At 61.9% G+C, this 16867-nt stretch carries 18 protein-coding genes; 8 read left to right on the top strand and 10 right to left on the bottom strand.

Annotated features, from left to right (window positions below):
• The first annotated feature begins 120 nt into the window (after positions 1 to 120).
• Both E5678_RS05855 and cysK read left to right on the top strand, forming a co-directional pair.
• Entirely contained in the window at positions 121 to 1257 is a 1137-nt protein-coding gene (locus tag E5678_RS05855; RefSeq protein WP_136177652.1) for an iron-containing alcohol dehydrogenase, read from the top strand.
• Between the two features lie 61 nt (positions 1258 to 1318).
• Positions 1319 to 2239, top strand: coding sequence for a cysteine synthase A (gene cysK / locus E5678_RS05860; protein ID WP_136177653.1), 921 nt, complete (start codon positions 1319 to 1321; stop codon positions 2237 to 2239).
• A 64-nt stretch (positions 2240 to 2303) separates the two neighbouring features.
• Here cysK and E5678_RS05865 read toward each other — a convergent pair whose 3' ends face one another.
• Together E5678_RS05865 and E5678_RS05870 are read right to left on the bottom strand one after the other, a co-directional pair.
• Positions 2304 to 2801, bottom strand: coding sequence for a hypothetical protein (locus E5678_RS05865; RefSeq protein ID WP_136177654.1), 498 nt, complete (start codon positions 2799 to 2801; stop codon positions 2304 to 2306).
• A 167-nt stretch (positions 2802 to 2968) separates the two neighbouring features.
• Positions 2969 to 3931 (bottom strand): DUF533 domain-containing protein, encoded by a 963-nt coding sequence (locus tag E5678_RS05870; RefSeq protein WP_136177655.1) that lies wholly within the window; start codon positions 3929 to 3931, stop codon positions 2969 to 2971.
• A gap of 137 nt (positions 3932 to 4068) precedes the next feature.
• Here E5678_RS05870 and E5678_RS05875 point away from each other — a divergent pair, with 137 nt between their 5' ends.
• From E5678_RS05875 to E5678_RS05890, 4 genes are all read left to right on the top strand, one after another.
• The gene (locus tag E5678_RS05875; RefSeq protein ID WP_136177656.1) at positions 4069 to 4629 is read left to right on the top strand and encodes a septation protein A; all 561 of its coding nucleotides are present in this window, start codon (positions 4069 to 4071) and stop codon (positions 4627 to 4629) included.
• Positions 4622 to 4897: a BolA family protein gene (locus tag E5678_RS05880; RefSeq protein WP_136177657.1), complete on the top strand. Its 276-nt coding sequence runs from the start codon at positions 4622 to 4624 to the stop codon at positions 4895 to 4897. Before E5678_RS05875 ends, E5678_RS05880 begins: the two co-directional genes overlap by 8 nt.
• 65 nt (positions 4898 to 4962) lie before the next feature.
• Entirely contained in the window at positions 4963 to 5745 is a 783-nt protein-coding gene (locus E5678_RS05885) for a peptidylprolyl isomerase (protein ID WP_136180648.1), read from the top strand.
• 199 nt (positions 5746 to 5944) lie between these two features.
• Complete coding sequence (locus tag E5678_RS05890) at positions 5945 to 7357, top strand: aspartate aminotransferase family protein (RefSeq protein ID WP_136177658.1); 1413 nt, start codon at positions 5945 to 5947, stop codon at positions 7355 to 7357.
• 78 nt (positions 7358 to 7435) lie between these two features.
• On the opposite strand, the gene E5678_RS05895 is transcribed toward E5678_RS05890, so the two are convergent.
• Both E5678_RS05895 and E5678_RS05900 read right to left on the bottom strand, forming a co-directional pair.
• Positions 7436 to 8128, bottom strand: a complete 693-nt coding sequence (locus tag E5678_RS05895; protein WP_136180649.1) for a heparan-alpha-glucosaminide N-acetyltransferase — start codon at positions 8126 to 8128, stop codon at positions 7436 to 7438.
• 61 nt (positions 8129 to 8189) lie between these two features.
• Positions 8190 to 8930, bottom strand: a complete 741-nt coding sequence (locus E5678_RS05900; RefSeq protein WP_247596927.1) for an alpha/beta hydrolase — start codon at positions 8928 to 8930, stop codon at positions 8190 to 8192.
• 347 nt (positions 8931 to 9277) lie between these two features.
• Between E5678_RS05900 and E5678_RS05905 the strand changes: the two genes are divergently transcribed.
• Positions 9278 to 11092 (top strand): SGNH/GDSL hydrolase family protein, encoded by a 1815-nt coding sequence (locus E5678_RS05905; RefSeq protein ID WP_136177660.1) that lies wholly within the window; start codon positions 9278 to 9280, stop codon positions 11090 to 11092.
• Between the two features lie 187 nt (positions 11093 to 11279).
• Here the strand turns inward: E5678_RS05905 and E5678_RS05910 are convergent, their stop codons facing one another.
• The 4 genes from E5678_RS05910 to E5678_RS05925 all read right to left on the bottom strand — a co-directional run bounded on the left by E5678_RS05910 (position 11280) and on the right by E5678_RS05925 (position 13764).
• Complete coding sequence (locus tag E5678_RS05910; RefSeq protein ID WP_136177661.1) at positions 11280 to 11672, bottom strand: hypothetical protein; 393 nt, start codon at positions 11670 to 11672, stop codon at positions 11280 to 11282.
• 67 nt (positions 11673 to 11739) lie between these two features.
• Entirely contained in the window at positions 11740 to 12207 is a 468-nt protein-coding gene (locus E5678_RS05915) for a DUF2721 domain-containing protein (protein ID WP_136177662.1), read from the bottom strand.
• A 255-nt stretch (positions 12208 to 12462) separates the two neighbouring features.
• Positions 12463 to 12999, bottom strand: coding sequence for a hemerythrin domain-containing protein (locus tag E5678_RS05920; RefSeq protein WP_136177663.1), 537 nt, complete (start codon positions 12997 to 12999; stop codon positions 12463 to 12465).
• A 252-nt stretch (positions 13000 to 13251) separates the two neighbouring features.
• A complete protein-coding gene (locus tag E5678_RS05925) occupies positions 13252 to 13764 on the bottom strand; it encodes a DUF4148 domain-containing protein (protein ID WP_136177664.1) in 513 nt (170 codons plus the stop codon).
• A 261-nt stretch (positions 13765 to 14025) separates the two neighbouring features.
• Between E5678_RS05925 and E5678_RS05930 the strand changes: the two genes are divergently transcribed.
• Positions 14026 to 14943 carry a LysR family transcriptional regulator gene (locus E5678_RS05930; protein ID WP_348770373.1) on the top strand — a complete coding sequence of 306 codons (918 nt, stop codon included), beginning with the start codon at positions 14026 to 14028 and terminating at the stop codon, positions 14941 to 14943.
• Positions 14944 to 14958: 15 nt separating this feature from the next.
• Here E5678_RS05930 and E5678_RS05935 read toward each other — a convergent pair whose 3' ends face one another.
• Positions 14959 to 15930: a DUF808 domain-containing protein gene (locus E5678_RS05935; protein ID WP_136177666.1), complete on the bottom strand. Its 972-nt coding sequence runs from the start codon at positions 15928 to 15930 to the stop codon at positions 14959 to 14961.
• A 26-nt stretch (positions 15931 to 15956) separates the two neighbouring features.
• Positions 15957 to 16775, bottom strand: coding sequence for a phytanoyl-CoA dioxygenase family protein (locus tag E5678_RS05940; RefSeq protein ID WP_136177667.1), 819 nt, complete (start codon positions 16773 to 16775; stop codon positions 15957 to 15959).
• Positions 16776 to 16867 lie beyond the last annotated feature (92 nt).

The raw sequence follows: 16867 nt of genomic DNA on the forward strand, positions 1-16867 counted from the left end.
GGTGTGGGCTCGGCAGCGCCTGTCTTGTGCGCGACCCCATGGGGGATGGACCGGGTGGTGCGCTGCAGACTGGAGTGCGTATAGTTTGCCTTCATCGACCACTCCCGCGAGACCCCACCCATGGCCCAGATTCTTTACATCACCAACATCCTCATCGAGTTTGGCGCGCTGGCGCAGCTGGCCGCCGAATGTGAGCGCACCGGGATACGCCGGCCCTTGATCGTGACGGACGCGGGGGTGAAGGCTGCGGGCTTGCTGGCCAAGACCGAAGCCGCCTTGCCGGGCGTGTCGTTTGCGGTGTTTGCCGACACACCTTCCAACCCCACCGAGGCAGCGGTTCGGGCAGCGGTGGAGGTGTACCGGCAAGGCGATTGCGACGGCCTGATCGCTCTGGGCGGTGGCAGCGCCATCGATTGCGCCAAAGGTGTGGCCATTGCTTCCGCGCACGAAGGCCCACTGAAAACCTACGCCACGATCGAAGGTGGCTCACCCAAAATCACCGACCGTGTCCCGCCCCTGATCGCGATTCCCACCACCGCCGGCACCGGCAGCGAAGTGGCGCGAGGCGCCATCGTGATCGTGGACGATGGCCGCAAGCTGGGCTTTCACAGCTGGCACCTGGTGCCCAAGACCGCCCTGCTTGACCCCGAACTCACCCTGGGGCTGCCGCCCATGCTCACGGCCGCCACCGGGATGGACGCGATTGCCCATTGCATGGAAACCTTCATGGCGCCGCCTTTCAATCCACCGGCCGACGGCATTGCGCTCGATGGCCTGACCCGTGGTTGGGCACACATCGAGCGCGCCACGCAAGACGGCAGCGACCGCGAGGCGCGGCTCAACATGATGAGCGCCAGCATGCAGGGCGCGATGGCGTTTCAGAAAGGGCTGGGCTGTGTGCATTCGCTCAGTCACAGCCTGGGCGGCGTGAACCCCCGTTTGCACCACGGCACGTTGAACGCCATGTTTTTGCCCGCCGTGATCCGGTTCAACAGCGAGGCCGAATCCATGAAAAAGGAGCGCCGCCTGGATCGCATGGCCCATGCCATGGGCCTGGGCAGCGGCGCCGAAGTCCCCGGGGCTATCACCGCCATGAACGCCCGACTGGGATTGCCCTCGGGCCTGGCCGCCATGGGCGTGACCCCCGATCTGTTCGACAAGGTGATTGAAGGCGCGCTCGCCGACCATTGCCACAAGACCAACCCACGGCTGGCCAGCGTGGACGACTACCTGCAAATCCTGACACAAGCCATGTGATTGATCTGCGGCGATACTGTTTATTTTTGAGCAATCGTGAGTGCACGAGAAGGGACAACAGATGAAAGCCCAAAACATTCTTGAGACCATTGGTCGCACCCCCCATGTGCGCATCAACAGCCTTTTTGGCAGCGCCAAGCAGCAGGTCTGGATCAAATCCGAGCGCAGCAACCCGGGTGGTTCGATCAAGGACCGCATCGCCCTGGCCATGATCGAAGACGCCGAGAAATCAGGCGTGCTGAAGGCCGGCGGCACCATCGTGGAGCCCACTTCGGGCAACACGGGCGTGGGCCTGGCCATGGTGGCTGCGGTCAAGGGTTACAAGCTGGTGCTCGTCATGCCCGACAGCATGTCCATCGAGCGCCGCCGCCTGATGCTGGCCTACGGCGCGAGCTTTGACCTCACGCCCAAGGAAAAAGGCATGAAAGGCGCAATCGCGCGCGCAGAAGAAATCGTGGCAGCGACACCCGGCGCCTGGATGCCGCAGCAGTTCAACAACCCGGCCAACACCGCGGTCCATGCACGCACCACCGCCCAGGAAATCCTGGCAGACTTTCCCGATGGCATCGATGTGCTGATCACCGGCGTGGGCACGGGTGGCCACCTGAGCGGTTGCGCCGAGGTGCTGAAGGCCCAGTGGCCCCAGCTCAAGGTGTATGCGGTGGAGCCTGTCGCTTCGCCCGTGATTTCGGGCGGGTCACCAGCGCCCCACCCTATCCAGGGCATTGGCGCAGGCTTTATTCCCGGCAATCTGAACACCCAGTTGCTCGATGGTGTGATTCTGGTCGACGCCGAGCCGGCGCGTGAGATGGCGCGCCGCTGCGCGAGCGAAGAAGGCATGCTGGTTGGCATTTCATCGGGTGCAACGCTGGCTGCCATTGCGCAGAAGTTGCCCGACCTGGCCCCCGACGCCGTGGTGTTGGGTTTCAACTATGACACCGGCGAACGCTACCTATCGGTAGAAGGCTTTTTGCCCGCCTGACGGGCCCGCAAACACCCGGCAAAAAGGCTCCTGAGGGAGCCTTTTTTTATACATGCTGCCTTGCTTAATTGAGGCGCGACAGACTGTATTTCAGAAACTCGGTGGGGAAACCCTGTGCGTCATCGGGCGAGTCGGGGTCACCCACCAACATGGTCGTGTTATCGCTGAACAACAAGACCTTGCCTTCGCCCTGCGCCGAGGTACCCTCGAATTTGTCGGCGGTGCGGCCCTGGGTCGTCGTGGTGCCGGTGAAGGTGACGTTGAGGTCCGACAGCACTTTTTTGTCACGAACGGACGGACCTGAGCACGACCGCCCGATGTAGGCATAGGCGATGATGTCACCGGTCATGGTGGTGGGCGAGGTTTTGCGCAAATCGGCCCGTGCCTGGGCGGAGGCTCCGCTGTCTTCCACGCAAGTGCTGATCCAGGAACCCACATACTTGGCCACCGGGTCGCTCGTGGAGTCGGTGGGAAGCGGATCGTCGCGGCCGCCACCACAGGCAGCCAGGCTGGTCACGGCGACAGCGAGTGCGAGCATTTTGAAACGTTGGGAAAGCTGCATGGGTCTACTTTCTTGAAAGGATTGATAGGGCTTTGAGGGCGTTGAAGCAGAGTATGCGGAGACGCCCGTTCCGGACATGTAGGACATCTGTCCATTCTGCCGGCCACTCACTGCTCACCCTTGGGCAAAGGGTAAAGGGGTGTAACGGGGCTCTGACTCTTGGGGCCTCACTGGCCGCGCACCATGCCCAGCACTTTGCTCATGTCCAGGGACTGCGCGGTGTCCTGTATCTGCGGCATGTGTTGTGCCTGCAGCCGTTTGGCGGGCTCCATCAGGCTTTGAAACGTCTCTTGCAGCAGCGCGGTGCTCATCTGGCGCCCGCCGGCGTAGTAACGTTTGGCGACCTGGCCCAGGGCGTAGGTAGAAGCAAAGGAAAACGCCGCCCCCGTAGCGGCTCGACCCAGCCCGCCAACCAGGCCGCCCGCCACCTTGCCCAGCAGCCCCCCCAGGAGCTTGCGCCCAAACTGTTCGAGGTATTGCGAGGTCACGCCGACGCCCACCGCCGCTATGAACTCCTTGATATGGCCCTGATCAAGCTGCACGCCATGGGCCTGGCCAATGTTGTAGACCATGCGAACCTGCAGCGGAATGATGGCCATGGACGCCCAGGACTGCGGCAGCAATTCCAGTGCGCCGTTGATTTTGGCGGCATTGAGGATGAGGCTGTCCAGCTCGGGCTCGAGAGGCGCATGGTTGGCAGGCCGTGCCGGCGGTGTATTTGAGCTGAGCGCGGGTACTGCACCCTCGCCCGCGGCCACCACCGCCTCGGCGGCCTGGTCAAAAGCTTCGGTCGCCGCTTCGCTCAGGCCGAGTTTGCTTTTGAGATCGGTCAAGAATTGAACTTCGGCAGCGCTTTGCCGCCCATCGGCATCGCACACGGCCACCGCCATTTCATAGGCCAGCTGCCGTTGGCCCGGGTCTTGCAATTGAGCCAGCGCATCGTCCAGCGCAACCCGTTTGAGCAACACGTCCTGGTACAGCCCGGCCAAAACCTGGGTTCCCGTTGATTCGTCCAGGCGCTGCGCCATGTTCCGAATGGCTTCTCGCTCGGCGTCGGCCTTGTGGCCGTCGGCGAAGGCCGCCATGAGGGCGACAGTCAGCAGGGCTTGTTGCGGGTGATCGGGTGTCATGGCGGTCTCTTCAGTCGGGTTAAAACAAGCGGCTTGGTGCGTGTGAAGCATCATCCGGGCTCGGAAAGGTTCAAGGTGGCCCCAGTGAGCACCACCTTTAAAGCCAAGCCTAAGTCTAAACACCGATAATCCGAACGATGCGCTTTTTGATTGACTTCTTTCCCATTGCCCTGTTCGTGGGTGCCTACAAGCTGTACGACATCTACACCGCCACTGCGGTGCTCATGGCCGCCACCCTGTTGCAGAGCAGCATCATCTACGCCGTCGACCGCAAGCTGCAAACGCTGCAAAAGGTCACGCTGGCGCTGGTGATCGTTTTTGGGGTGCTGACCCTGGCGCTGCACGATGAACGGTTCATCAAGTGGAAGCCCACGGTGCTGTACTCCAGCATGGCCATCGTGCTCGGAGCGGCCCTGTGGGGCTGGAAAAAGAACTTCCTCCAGATGCTGCTCGGCACCCAGCTCAGCCTGCCCGCCGCGGTGTGGGCGCGCCTGACCGTGATCTGGATCGGGTATTTCCTGTTCATGGCCGCGATCAACGCGTACGTCGCCACCTACTACTCCACCGAAGACTGGGTGAATTTCAAACTCTGGGGTTATGCCTTCCCGGTGATTTTCATCGTGGGCCAGGGCCTCTACATTGCCCGGTTCATCAACGATGACGCCGACAAAGAAACCGAGGTCAAGAACCATGAGTGAAACCGCGATTCCCACCCAGGCGGCGCTGGAGGCCACGTTGCGCGAAGCCTTGGCGCCCGAAACCCTCGTGGTGCTGGACGAAAGCGAGGCCCACGCGGGCCATGCGGGCGCCAACGGTCTGGGCTACGGTACCCATTTTCGCGTGCGCATTGGCGGCGCAGCGTTCGCGGGCAAGTCTCGTGTGGCGCAGCACCGTCTTGTGTATGATGCGCTGCAAAAATTCACCGATGCCGGATTGCACGCGTTGGCCATTGAAATCCAGCGCTAGTACGGCTTCCAGTCCATTTTTCCGTGTCTTTTTCATCTCCGTTTTTTTCTACTCCCTTGAGGAACATCATGAAATTCTCTTTGTCGGCCCTTGCAGCGGCCGCCCTGATCGTGGCTGCCCCCTGGGCTGCCGCTCAAAACGTGGCCATCGTCAATGGCAAGGCCGTGCCCACGGCGCGGATCGAGATGCTGGCCAAGCAGGCAGCTGCGGCGGGCCGCCCGGTGGACGAAGCCACCCGCGCCCAACTGAAAGAAGAAGTCATCCTGCGTGAAATCTTCATGCAGGAAGCCCTGAAGCGCGGCATCCCCGCCACCGAAGACTACAAAGTCCAGATGGAGCTGGCACGCCAGACCATCATGATCCGCGCCATGTTCCAGGATTACCAGGCCAAAAACCCGGTGACCGACGAAGAAGTGAAGGCCGAGTACGACAAGTTCGTCGCGACCAACGGCGGCAAGGAATACCGCGCCCGCCACATCCTTGTTGAAAAGGAAGACGAGGCCAAGGCCATCATCGCTTCGCTCAAAGGCGGCGCCAAGTTCGAAGACATCGCCAAGAAGCAATCCAAAGACCCAGGGTCGGGCGCCAATGGTGGTGACCTGGATTGGGCCAACGCGGCCAGCTACGTGACCGAGTTCTCTGAAGCCATGATCAAGCTCGAAAAGGGCCAGATGACCCAGGAGCCCGTCAAGAGCCAGTTTGGCTGGCACATCATCCGCGTGGACGACGTGCGCCAGGCCCAGTTGCCCAAGCTCGAAGAAATCAAGGATCAGATTTCCCAGCAGATGCAACAGCAAAAGTTGGCCAAGTTCCAGACCACCTTGCGCGAAAAAGCCAAAGTGGAGTGATTTCTGGCGCATTGCGCCAGATGCCCCACATCAGAAAAGCGCGGCCTGTCCGCGCTTTTTTTTGCCTGGTTGAGAGCCCGAAGCCCACTGGTGCCAACGTCCCTTGGCGCATTGGACCGCCCTGCACCGCCTGAATTTGGTTCAATTGGTACCCGGGCTCACCTTGTTGACCCTGCCCATCCTGTCAGGAGCCACACACATGTCTATTCCAGACACCGTCGCCACTTTCACACCGTCCACTGCAGCACCGGCCACCCGCGCCGGGCTGGACTGGGCTCGCGCCCAGGTGTTTCTGGCCCGTGAGCGGGAAAGCTATGTTCAGCGCAACCCGCGCTCTGCTGCCCTCGCTGCGCGGGCGCAGCAACACCTGCTGTTTGGCGTGCCCCTGCACTGGATGACCGACTGGGGAACCCCGTTCGCCCTGCATGTGGACCACGCCAGCGGCGCGCAGGTCACCGACGCAGACGGACACATGCTTGCAGACTTCTGCTTGGGAGATACCGGCGCCATGCTGGGCCATTCCCCCGGGCCCGTGGCCGCCGCCCTGCAGGCCCAGGCCACCCGCGGCTACACCACCATGCTGGCCACGGAAGACGCCTCGGTGGTGGGCGAGGCACTGGCCGAACGGTTTGGGTTGCAGTATTGGCAGTTCGCCATGAGCGCGACCGATGCCAACCGCTACATCGTTCGCTGGATCCGAGCCGCCACGGGCCGCAAGAAACTGCTGGTGTTCAACGGCTGCTACCACGGCACGATCGAAGACGTGTTTGTGGATCTGGTGAATGGTGTGCCCGTGCAGCGCGGCAGCCTCCTGGGCCAGGTGCACGATCTCACCGAGCACACCGTCGTGGTGGAGTTCAACGACCTGGCCGCGCTGGAAGCGGCCTTGGCCGAAGGCGATGTGGCCTGTGTGCTGGCAGAGCCCGTCATGACCAACATCGGCATGGTGCTGCCCCAGCCCGGTTATTGGGAGGCTGCCCAGCGCCTGATCCAGCAATACGGGGCTTTGCTGGTGGCCGACGAAACCCACACCATCAGCACCGGCCCCGGTGGCTACACCCAGGCGGCTGGCCTCAAGCCCGACGCGCTGGTGCTGGGAAAACCCGTGGGCGGCGGTGTGCCCTGTGCGGTGTACGGCATGAGTGCCGACCTGGCCGCGCGCGCCATACAGGCCAAACAGGATGCGCCCCCGGGCCACAGCGGCATCGGCACCACCCTCACCGGCAACATGCTCGCCATGGCCGCCATGCGAGCCGCGCTCACCGAAGTGATCACCCCCGCGGCGTATGCCCACATGCTGCCGCTGGCCGAGCAGCTGGCTGAGGGGGTGCGCGCCTTGATCGCCTGTTACCAGCTGCCATGGTGTGTCACCCAGGTGGGCACTCGGACCGAGTTCCAGTTCACGCCCACACCGCCGCGCAACGGCGCCGAGGCCGGCGCCATTCTGGACGGCGAGTTGGAGCACCTGATCCACCTCGGCTTGCTCAACCGTGGCGTGATGATCACCCCGTTTCACAATATGATGCTGGTCTGCCTGCAGACCACGGCAGCCGATGTGGAGAGGCTACTCACCGCGCTTGACGACGTGCTCGGAGCGATTGTTGTTGCATGACAGTTGGCGGCTGCCCAGGCCCGCTCGGGTTGGGCCCGCCGTTAACTTCTCGTGGGGTCTCATCCCCTGCGGGAGCCATCAACCCAGGGCCCAAAACGCTGCAGCGATCAAACCCAGCATCACCGGCTGGTGCAGCAGGTAGTAGCTGAGGCTCCAGCGGCCCAACACCACCAGGGCACGCTTTACCAAGCCCTGCGCAGGGGTCTGCCCTGCGCCCAGCCAGGCCGGACGATTCGCCAGCGCCCAACGCCCGGCCGCTATGCCCCACCACATCACCCCCAGCCAGGGCAACACAGGCACATAGTCTTCGGTGATCGGCAACTGGCTGATCAGGCCCAGAGCGTTCAGCCCCGGCTGATTGAGCACCGCCAGCGCAGGCCAGGCGGCTATGGCCAGCGGCGCCACAAACTTGGCCCCAATGGCCAAGGCGCCCAGCGGCCAGAGCAACACGCCCCACCCCGCCGTGAGCCGCACCAGAATCAGCATCACCGCAATGCCGTGCAACACGCCAAAGTAGATGAAGCTGTCGGGGAACATCAGCATGGACCCCACAGTCACCAGCCCTGCCGCTCCAGCCACCCGGCCCCAGCGCTTCCAGAAACGCGACCAGGTTTGCCCCTGCTGTGCTGCGACAGCCTGCGACAGCCCCGCCGTGAACAGAAACAGGCTCACGATGGCCGTGCGCTGCCAGGTCCAGAACGGATCGTGGTGGAAGTTTTGATCGATCAGGCCGTGGTAATTCAGATCAAAACAGAAGTGGTACGCCGTCATCCACAAGATGGCGATGGCGCGCAAGATGTCAATGCGGTCGAGGCGTTGGTTCACGGTGCGGTCAGGTGAGGTCAAGGAGGTGCCGGGTCAGTTCCACGGGCGCGCTCACCATCGGATCGTGTCCGGTATCCATTTCTACCACCCGCCATCCCGGATCAATGCGAACCTTCACGCGTGAGGCCGCAATGGTTGGCAGGGCCGGGTTGGTGCAATCGATAAAGGCTCTCGGCAATGCAGCGACCCGGTCTGCATTGAAATGCAGCGCCTGCTGGTAGACCGAAAAAGGCTGCGGCGTCTGGCGCCGGTTGACCCAGTCGCGGTTGGCGCCACTCAGGCCGAACACACAGGCGTCGGGCGGTGGGAAGCTGATGCCGCCACTGGATTCAGCGGCTTTCACGCGGGCTTGCTGGGTCTCGGCCGCATGACGGCTGCTCCAGCTCTCGCCGGGTTCGGGCACCACGGCGTCCAGGTACACCAGATGTGCCAGCAGGCCGGGATGCTCATGTTGCAGACGGTCTGCCACGCCGGTGATGACGATGCCGCCGTAGCTGTGGCCCACCAGCACCACGCGCTGCAGTTCTTCCGCCTGGATCAGGCCCACCACGTCCTGGACGTGGGTGTTCAGATCAATGTCCGGGCCCATCAGGTGCGCTCGCTCGCCCACGCCGGAGAGCGTAACGGCATGGGCTACATGGCCGGCTTGTCGCAGCAAAGGCAGCACCCGCGCCCAACACCACGCGCCATGCCATGCGCCGTGCACCAATACAAAGGCGGGTTTTGGGGTTTCGGTGGGTGTGTTCACAGGCAATCTCCTTGGCAATATCGGTTTCCACTGATGGTCAAAGTTTTCGGCCAAAAAATTCCGTTCGATTCTTGCACGCCCGAAGCCCCGTGGCTTCGGTCCGCAGCGGACCACCGGCAAGCCTTTTTTTAAACAACCACCGCCATTCAACCCACGACACTGGCTGACCTCCATCTAACCGGTTAAGCGACAGCCTGAGCGATCTCAAAAACAAAGTGTTCACACGCGACCTCTTCGGCAACTGCTGGGTCAACGGGTCGGCACGCCACGAATCCACACTCACTCCATTGTTATCGAGCAAAGTGCACCCCGCCCCAGGTCCAAACTGCGCCTACCGCGGAACATTCTTGAACTCAAACGCCTTCTTCTCCTTCACCGCGATTGCCGCAACCACGCTGCTCACCGGGTGCGCCAGCAGTGGCTCATCCACAGCAACGGTAACCAATCCCTACAGCGCCACCGGCAGCAGCACACTGGGCGAAGTCCAGGTCAACACCATGCGGGTGTTTGGCGACAGCTACTCAGACACCGACTACACCAGCTCCATCGGCACCATCAACTGGTCGGAGCAGTTGCAGGCCAATGGACTGGTATCGGAAAACCTGAACTACGCCATCGGTGGGGCCTCGGCCACCAGCGGTGGTACAGAGTCGACCTTTGAAAAACAACTCGCCACGGCACTGAGTGGCAAGGCCATTGCAGATGGCGATCTCTCGGTGGTTTATCTCGGCTACAACGACATCGGCAACTCAGGCAGCGCTGACAATCTGGTCACCGCATCCGCAGACTACCTGACGGGTATCAATGAACTCATTGCGGCCGGCGCCGCAGACGACAACAGGCGGATATTCGTCACCCAGATCCACGACTGGAGCCGCAATCCGAATGTGGTCGACAGCACGTCAGGTCAGGTGACCACGTGGAACACGATGATTGCCGGCATTGCCAACACCCAAGCAAACATCATCGCGGTGGACTTGTACACGGCCTTCGAGCGCATTTACGCAACGCCGGAGGCTTACGGGTTTGCCAACGTGACCACGGCCGACGCCAGCCGATCCAGCATCGACACCCTGTACTTCAACGGCAACCATTTCGGCAGCCTGGGACAGCAAGTCATCACCAGCGTTTACCAGCACTACCTCACCCGCGGATGGGACTGGGCCAACAGCGTCAGCGCGGGCACCGACTCGGCCGCCCAGCTCAATGCAGACATCGATGATGGCACGCTGGTGTTGAGCACGTCTTTCGGAAAAACAAAGGGGCAGGCGCTTCAGTATGGGTTTCGGCTGTTGCCTCTTGGCATCACGGAGGAGAATGCGCTGAGTCAATCCTCATCGCAGACCAGCCAGGTGTTTCGTCCGTTCAGCGAACAAACCTCATTTTCACAATCAACGCCCTCAGGGCTGGCACTGGATTTCGGCCTGGGCACCTCGGAAAAGCCAAGCGATGCCCGGATCGGTGTGGCACTGTTCCAATACCAGCAGTCCACAGACTTGACATCCGCTCAAGAGCACCAGTCTCGCCAATACACATCCAACGCCCTTTCCGCCTACTTGCACCAACCCTTGGCCGGCGGGATGTTCAGCTCTCAGGTGTCCCACCTGAACCTGGATTTCACCAACCAGTCCCAAGACGACCTCGTCAATCTGAATTTGACCAACGAGAACACCGGTGACACTTGGTCCATGGTCAACAAGTTGCGCTATCCCATGCGCAGTGGTGGTCTCAGCATCACCCCTTGGGTATCGCTGACTGGACAGACCCACAGCCTGGATGCCGCCGAGTTTTCTTCGCTCTACACCTCCGACGTGAAATACAGTTCGTCGCGCATGAATGAACTGCTCTCCGGCGTGGGTGTTGATATCCAGTCCAATCCCATCTTTCTCAAAGGGGGCGCCCAAGTTCAGTTCGGTGGCAGCTTGAACCACACATCCAGCCTGTACCGTGACGCCATCACCGTGTCCATGGAAGAGTCGAACACGGCGGGCTTCGTGCAAAGCGAGGTTTTTCAGTCAGAGAAAATCAACTCCACGCTGCTGAGTCTTCAAGCAAATATGCTTTTGAACAAGCGGGTTCGATTCAGCGCCACGTATGGCGCCGAATTGCAGGATGTAAAAGACACGTCCAGCCTCGCCATCCTGGCCCACTTCAGCTACTGATCATTTGGCGCCCCACCGATCCAGAAAGGTTCTCTGCGCAGCGGGTCGCGAAGAATCTCATTCCCGCGCCCGTCGCCTCTTCCTTGAGTTCCGGGATCAGCCTCGGTGTTCCCATCACGGCCTCCTGTGCTCAAAGGATAGGAACAGGTTGTCTACCCGACGAGGGACAGTCCATTTTGGCGATAGATCAAAGCTCCTCCCGAGCTTCCACCACCAGTTGACGAACCCGCGAACCTTTTACCTTCACCACCGCCCTCACCTTCAGCGTTTGCTCGGCCTCGAGCCGCACCCGCTGGTGGTAGTCGAGCCCGTCGGTCTGGCCTGGGCTGTGGCTGGGGATGCGTCGGCTCCATTGGCGTTGGCCGTCGAATTCAACGCTCAGTTCGTGCCAGGGCTCATTCGAGGGGGCTTTGGTGGCCACATTCGTCGTTGCTGAAGGCACGTCGACCAGCAGCGTCACGTCCACATCAAATACCCGCGCCCGGGCCAACTGGCCGGGGATGGTGAGCACGGCAACAGAGGCGCTGCCGGCGTCGGTTTGCCAGTGTTCAGGCGTGGCGTTTGCAGGACTGTTGGGCATGTAAGGTTTGCTGTTCAATTTCGGGTGGATTCTGGAAAATGGTAGGGGGCGGCTGGTGACCAAGCCTTCAGGGGTGGTCGGTGGGCGGTTTCATTGGGCTGGGTATGCGCACCGAGAGGGTGGCTTTGTGCACTTCCTGCAGGAAATAGGTCAGCCCCGTCACCATGGCCAGGGTGGCGCAAGTGAACAGCAGGCCGATGACCCATTTCAGATCAAACTGCAGCAATACCTCCAGAAACAGCGAGCCGATCACGGTACAGACCAGCAGTGCGGCCAGGGTGCAGGCGGTGATGGCGGCGCTGGCGAGGTGGCGGCGGCGTTCCAGGCTGTGCAGCTCTTCGTTCTGGTTTGCGCTCAACTGCGCGCCCGGGGGCTGGCTCAGTTCAGACAAACGGCGGCCACGGTCGATGATGCGGGCCAAACGGCCGGCCATGACGTTGAGCAGGCCGGCGATGCCGGTTAATAGAAAGGCTGGCGCAAGCGCAAGCTGGATGGCGTGACCGACGTCACCGATGTTGAGCACGGTATTGAACATGGAGCTCCGATGGCTGTTGTGGAAACCATGCCGCCCTGCGGCCGACATGCTCAGCACCTTCCAGCCTGGCCAATGCCCCACTCAACCCGCCTCAAAAGCAGACATGAGGATCTGTTTGTGTTGTTGGCTGCACTCGCCGCCGGCTGGGGGGCTGGCCACAAATGTATCAAAGCCCGTGGAATCGTGCGTGCAGCGCCCAGCTGCCTTTCGCGGGGCTCCGCCGCCCGTCCCACTCCGCGCGGCCGAAGGCCGGGATCAGATGTAAGCGTTGACGGGTTTGACGTGGCGCATGTGCAGCGACATACCCAAGGCCGCCATGTGGTTGCTGTTGCGCCCCAGAATTTCTTCGGCCAGTGGCAGGAATTCGGCTTCTTCGAACCGGGCATGCCCCTGGTATTCCGAGACCAGGCGGTGGAGTTCGCTCACGTCCAGGTGGGTGTTGTGCCCTTTGGCCACCTGCTTGAGGTCTTTTTCCAGCTGCTTCCAGAGCAGTTCGATGGCGCGGTGCTCGTTGGTGAGGCGTTGAGCCATGGCTTTGACGCGGGCCAGTTCTTCACCGGGCTTCGCGCTGGCGATCACGGCGGGAAACAGCTCACGCTCTTCTTCGAGGTGGTGTTCGAAGATGGCTTCCCGAAAAAATTCCAGCGATTGTTCGGCGATAGAGCGGGCGCGAGCTGCGGGCTCCAGCAAGGCGGGGAGTTCGTCCAGCGCTTGCAGGCGCTTGAGAATGCCGACGTGGCAGTTGCTGAAATTGCTGATGGGGGTGTCGACTGGGCTCTTTGTCTCGGACATGGGGGGCTCCTCTGGCTCGCGGCGTGGGCATCAGAGGTGCCCTGGAGCACGCGCGATGCGGTGGTTCTGCAGTCTAGGCAGCGCTGGCATTGGCACCTTGATGCAAGTCAATACTCGTGAGCAAAGGGTTGCCCTCAGGAATTCTCTTGCGAAAAAAAGCCAGCTGCGTATGCACGCTGCCGGCTTGATATTGCGCCCGAGGGTGCCTCGGAGGGGGGACCCGTCACGAAATCGGTTGACCGAAGTCGCTTCTTAACGGGCAGAGACTTGCGCGTTGGCTGGGTTCTGGGCCACAGCATTGTCGGTGGCGTAGCGCGCTGGGTAGGCCTGGGCCAGGGTCTCGCCGGTTTCACCGTTGATCACGATGTCGCCTGTGCGCTGGGCCAGGGCCAGCTCAGCCTTCACGTCTGCGCGGGTTTTGGTGGACAGCGTTGCGGGGAATTGGGCGGGGTTCAATTCGGCCACGGTCTGGCCGGTTTCGCCGTTGGCGATCACATCACCAGCTTCCTGGGCAGCGGCGAGTTCGGCTTTCACCTGGGCGCGGCTCAGACCTTCGGTGGTGTAAGCAGCGGGGTACAGGTTGGGAGACACGTCTTTGGCCAGGGCACCGCTCTCGCTGTTGGCGATCACGTTGCCGGTGCGCTGGGCAGCGGCGAGTTCGGCTTTCACCTGAGCACGGGTCAGGCCACTGTCAGCGGCAAATGCGGAGCCCGAAGCCACAGCGGCGACGGCGAGAACGATGGCGGAGAATTTTGCGGAGTTCATGGTGTGTGTCCTTTCGAGACGGAAATACAAAGGTTTGAATGACTGGCTGATGGATCGTGCCGGCCACACGGCCGGTTGTCTTTTCACTGCGATTTCGCTTCTTTTCGATTTGTTTCGGAAGCGTTGTTTGCTGCGATGAATGAACTTTAAAACGATCATCCATCGGGAAAAACCCTTGGTTTAGAGACTCTGTATTGCGGAATGTGAAACAATCGAGGCTTCGAAACCCCAATTATCTGAACTATGGACCGATTGAGCTCAATGCGCGTGTTCTTGCGCGTGATCGACGAAGGCGGCTTCGCTGCTGCCGCGCGCGCTCTGGACATGTCGCCTGCCGTGGTGACACGCCTGGTGGCTGATCTGGAAGAACACCTGGGTACCCGCTTGCTGCACCGCACGACCCGGCGCCAATCGCTCACCGAAGCGGGTGAGCAGTATGTAGAGCGGGTGCGCATGATCCTGCAGGATCTGGACGAAGCCCACGCTCTGGTGAGTTCGCAGACCCAGGAGTTGAGCGGCACGTTGCGGATTCTGGCGCCTCCGGTGCTGGCCACCCACATCCTTTCCCCTTCGCTGGCGGGCTTTCGGCAGGCGTACCCGAATATCTTGCTCGATATCGAGGTGGCGTCGCATCGGGAGCCGCCCATCGAGGACTTTGACGTGACCCTGATGGGCGCGGACGCAAGCTTTGACGGCAACATCGTGGCGCGCAAGGTCATTTCAACCGAAGCCATTCTGGTGGCTTCACCGACCTATCTGGCCAAACGCGGCTCGCCCGCCACACCTGCCGACTTGCTGCAACACGACTGCCTGCGCATGACGCCATCGGGCTTGCGCAACCGACCCTGGCACCTGTTCCGCTCAGACGACGAATCACAGGTGGCCGACGTGGACGTCAAGCCTGTTTTGTGGGCAAACCACACCGACACATTGATGCGTGCGGCAATTGATGGCGCCGGCATCACCGCGACCACCGTGGAACTGGCCGCGCCACACCTGTTCACGGGGGCGCTGGTGCGGGTGTTGAGCCCGTGGATCACCAACCGCTACACACTGTACGCCGCCCTGCCCAGCCGCAAGTTCATGCCGCAACGCACCCGGGTTTTTCTCGACTACTTCATCGAGCAGACGCGCAGCAACGTTGCCAGGGCGCTGTCGGTGTGCGACGGCGGCTGCTGAGGGGCGGGTAGCGCCTCAATGGGCTGGCGCGTGCCCGCGCAAGCGTTGTACGGTGTTGAACACCCAAACAGCCACGCCCCCTGCGATCAGCCCGGCGACACCGCCGGCCAAGCTGTTCAGCAGGCCGCCAACCCAGCCCATATTTTCGGTGAGCTGCTCCACAGCGTGGCCCAACGCCGGGATGCCGTGCAACAGGATGCCGCCGCCGACCAGGAACATGGCGGCAGTGCCGACCACCGAGAGGGCCTTCATCAGCCAGGGGGCAAACACCAGAATGCCCCGGCCAAAGGCCTGCTTCCAGCTGGCCACCTGACGGGTCAGGTACAAACCGGCGTCGTCGAGCTTGACGATGCCTGCGACCAAGCCATAAACCCCCAGCGTCATGATGATGGAAATCCCGACCAAAACAGACACCTGGCGCCCAAACGATGCGGCGGCCACGGTGCCCAGGGTGATGACGATGATTTCGGCGGACAAGATGAAGTCGGTGCGGATGGCGCCTTTGATCTTGCCTTTCTCGAAGGCCACCAGATCGACCTCCTCGTCGTTCACGGCCTTGACCAGATCGGCATGGTGGGCGTTGTCCTCAGCTTTGCTGTGAAAGAAGGCATGCAGGAGTTTTTCAGCGCCTTCAAAACACAGGAACAGGCCGCCCAGCATCAGCAAGGGGGTGATGGCCCACGACGCCACGGCGCTGATCACCAGCGCGGCTGGCACCAGAATGGCTTTGTTGAGCAGCGATCCTTTGCACACCGCCCAGACCACGGGCAACTCACGATCGGCCCGCACACCGGTGACCTGCTCTGCGTTGAGCGCCAGATCGTCGCCCAGCACCCCAGCGGTCTTTTTGGCGGCCATCTGGGTCATGGCGGCCACGTCATCGGCGGCGCTCATGCCTTGGCGGGCAGCAACCTTGGTCATGACGGCCACATCGTCGAGCAAGGTGGCGATGTCGTCGATGAGGGCGAGAAGGCTGGATGCGGCCATGGGGTGAAGTTCTTTCGGGTGCGTGGTCAGGCCGCAGGCCAGACCAGTGGAAAAAGGGGATCGGTCATCGGGGCGCCATCGGGCAAGCGCTCACGGAGGCCGGGAAACGGTGGCGACGTGCGCCAGGGGCGCGGCGCATGGCGCGCATCATCGCCGAGGTAGCGCGCTGAGAATACACGGCGGCGCGTACCGGGCGGCGTGCCATTCGATGCGTGCAGGCTGAGCATGTGGAAGGCCACACAATCTCCGGGCTCCAGTGCCCAGCCCAGTTGGCGAAAGCGCTGCGGCTCGGCATCGATGGCCGGCAACTCGGCCAATGCCCCGTCGGGGAACCATTTGGCCTGGTTGTCGCGAAAGGTGCGCGGCATGTACCAGGTGCCTGCGTGTGAACCCGCCACGAAGCGCAGCGTGCTCGCCAGTGGCACCGGATCCACAGGGGTCCAGAAACTCACGTTTTGGCGGCCGCTGACGTTGTAGTAAGGCTGATCCTGGTGCCAAGGGGTTGGCTGGCGGGTACCCGATGCCTTGACCAGCAGATGGTCGTGGTACAGGCGCGCTGTTTCACTCTGCATCAACTGGGCGGCGATGTGCGGCAGCGCTGAGTTTTCCAGAATCTCCCGGTACGCCGGGTTGTTTTGCCAGGTGCAGAAATCTTCGACAAACCGGCCCGGATCATCCTTTTCGCTGGCCACCAAGGCCAAGGGGCTCAGATGGGCCAGGTTGCGTTCGACGCCGGCTTCCAACTGCCGCAAGTCTGCCGCGCTGAGCACCCCACGCAAGACCACCGCACCATCGGCAGCATAGGCCTCGATGGTTTCCGGGTTCAACGGGTAGGTTTTCGACATCGGAACGAAGTCAGCAATGCCTTAACCCAGGAACACCACGGAACTGGCCTTGCCATGCCGCTGGTGTTGCCCCCCTTGATGGGGTGACGTGC

Source organism: Hydrogenophaga sp. PAMC20947, from assembly GCF_004795855.1.
Taxonomy (GTDB): Bacteria; Pseudomonadota; Gammaproteobacteria; order Burkholderiales; family Burkholderiaceae_C; genus Hydrogenophaga.